The 2,582-nt window shown below is 61.3% G+C and carries 3 protein-coding genes; all 3 read left to right on the forward strand.

All coding sequences use genetic code 11. The annotated features are described in order from the left end of the window. The coding region (locus tag JNL55_RS24555; RefSeq protein ID WP_293860467.1) for a P1 family peptidase at positions 1-703 on the forward strand (703 nt) is incomplete at its 5' end. Between the two features lie 108 nt (positions 704-811). Then, complete coding sequence (locus JNL55_RS24560; RefSeq protein WP_293860470.1) at positions 812-1,993, forward strand: serine hydrolase domain-containing protein; 1,182 nt, start codon at positions 812-814, stop codon at positions 1,991-1,993. Positions 1,994-2,063: 70 nt separating this feature from the next. Next, on the forward strand, positions 2,064-2,582 hold a 519-nt coding region (locus JNL55_RS24565; protein WP_293860473.1), incomplete at its 3' end, for a Plug domain-containing protein.

The raw sequence follows: 2,582 nt of genomic DNA on the forward strand, positions 1-2,582 counted from the left end.
GGTGACGGATCGCGACGGCAAAGTGGTCGCGTGTAATCCGGGTGAGAACTGGCCGAAACCGTTGCGACCCACCGATCTGCTCGCCGGCATGCCCGACAGTCGCAAGCCGGGTTGGCAGCCGCCCAAAGAAGCGGCCCGCAACACCACCATCAGCTTGATCGTCGTGAATCAAACATTGGAGCCGGCGTTGCTACAACGGATCGCCGTGCAGGTTCACACCTCGATGGCGCGCGGTCTGCAGCCGTTCGCAACCGAGTACGACGGTGATGTGCTCTACGCCATCTCTACCGGCGAAGTGGATGACAAGACACCGGGTGCGCTGACTTCAGTGGATCTTGGAGTGATCGCGTCGGAAGTGATGTGGGATGCGATCTTGTCGTCGGTGCCGGAACAGCCCAAGCCGTTTCAACCCAACAAGCGCTTCAAGGCGGCCGCGGCGGATCTGGAAAAGTACGCGGGCGACTACAAGTTCAGCGATCTGGTCAGCGTAAAAGTCACCACCGAAGGCGGCAAGCTCGTTGCGCAAGCCACGGGTGCGCGCGATGCGTTCGCCATCAAGAAACAAGCGGCCGTGGAGCTGCAGCCCGTCGCGCAGGGCGACTTCACTGTGCCGGGGCGGTATCCGCTCAACCTGCGGTTTGCCGATGGCAAGCTGATTCTGAACCCCGGTCATTGGCAACAGACCGCCCCAAAAGCCCAGTAATTTAGGGCTGTGCGCCCTGGTGATCGCAGCTCACCGACGCGGTCGGCATTGGCAACTGTGCGTGTCGGAGGGCTGGCGATATAACAGTGCCATCGCTGTTATTCAGGAATGTCCACCTTGCATCGCGACGCCGAAGTGCGCAGCCGACGGGCCGAAGAATCGGTGCCCGCCGTATCCGAAGCCCGAGACGCTTACGCGGGCAAGCTGCTCCCCGATGTTCAGCTGCGGCTGTTTCGCGATACGCAGTGGGGGTTCGCAACGCGCACCATCGCTCGTGGCGGCCCGGTCAACGAACTGCCCCGTGCTGACATTCAATTGCAGGATCTGGTCGTGCACTCCCGCGGCATGGAGTTCGACCTCGCCGACTATCTGTCCCGCAATCGGGTTGCAGGCCTGTTGCTGATGAAGCGCGGGCGCATTGCGCTCGAGCATTACGACTTGGGCATCGATGCCAACACGCGTTGGATCTCCATGTCGATGGCGAAGTCGGTGAGCACCACGCTGATCGGCGCCGCGATTCAAGACAAGTTGATCGGCAGTGTCGAAGAGCAGCTCACGCGTTATCTGCCCGAACTGCGCGGCACCAGCTACGACGGTGTCTCGATTCGTCACTTGTTACAAATGACTTCGGGCGTGCATTGGGACGACACGCACACCGACGCCGATTCGGAACGTCGCCGCATGTTGGAGTTGCAGATCGGCCAGCAGCCCGGCTCGATCATGAAGTATCTCGCGGCTCAGCCGCGCATCGCCGCGCCCGGCAGTGTTTGGAACTACAGCACCGGCGAGACGCACGTGGTTGGCGCATTGGTGCGTGCCGCGACTGGCATCTGGTGCGCCGATTACTTGTCACAGAAAATTTGGTCCAAGGTCGGCATGCAGAGCGACGCCACCTGGTGGCTGGAAGCGACCAATGGCTTGGAAGTGGCCGGCAGCGGCATCAACGCGACGCTGCGTGACTACGCGCGCTTCGGCTTGTTCATGGCAAACGGCGGTGTAGCCGGCGATGAACAAGTGTTACCGGAAAGCTGGATCGCCGAAGCCACGCAGCCGCGTCAGGTCGGCAATGCACGCGTTGACTACGGCTACATGTGGTGGCCGGTGGCGCGACCCAACGGCTCGTTCACCGACGGCGCTTTCAGCGCTCGCGGCATCTTCGGCCAGTACATCTACGTCAACCCGCGCGAGCAAGTGATCGTGGCGGTGTTGAGTGCGCGCTCCAAGCCGAAAGGCGCTGAAGCAATTCTGGACAACGATTTTTTCAACAGCGCGGTTACCGCGTTGAAGTAGCGATTAGGACAATAAGCACAACGGCTTTACCCCCGGGGATCTAAGTTTGGGAGGCAATATGGCAACGCGAATGAAATACATCACAGCACTGGCAGTAATTGGCGCAACCACCTCAGTGAGCACCATGGCTCAGGAGTTGGTGGTCGAAGAAGTGATCGTGACCGCGCAGAAGCGCGAGCAGCGCCTGATCGACGTGCCGGTGTCCATCACCGCGCTCGGCGGCGAAGAGATTGCGCAAAAGGGCCTCACCAACATCCAGGACATCGCGTTCGCGGTGCCCGGCATGGCGTTGCGTGAAGACGGTCCCGGCAGCTATCAGATCTTCATGCGCGGCTTGAGCAACCAATACGGCAGCGACGCGCTGGTCGGTGTGTATCTCGACGAAGCACCGCTGACGCTCACGGGCTACGACCAGCTCGATGCACGCCCGGTGGATCTGGAGCGCGTCGAAGTGCTGAAGGGTCCGCAAGGCACGTTATACGGCCAGGGCTCGGTGGCCGGCGCGCTGCGTTACATCACCAAGTCGCCCAACCTGAGCGAGTTCGGTGGCTCCATCGAAGCGCAGGAATCTTTCATCAGCGGCGGCGAT

It is taken from the genome of Steroidobacter sp., from assembly GCF_016790065.1.
Lineage (GTDB): Bacteria > Pseudomonadota > Gammaproteobacteria > Steroidobacterales > Steroidobacteraceae > Steroidobacter.

Bases quoted from the DNA above. Each gene is read 5' to 3' on its own strand.
- JNL55_RS24560 (WP_293860470.1), top strand. From the start codon at position 812: ATGTCCACCTTGCATCGCGACGCCGAAGTGCGCAGCCGACGGGCCGAA.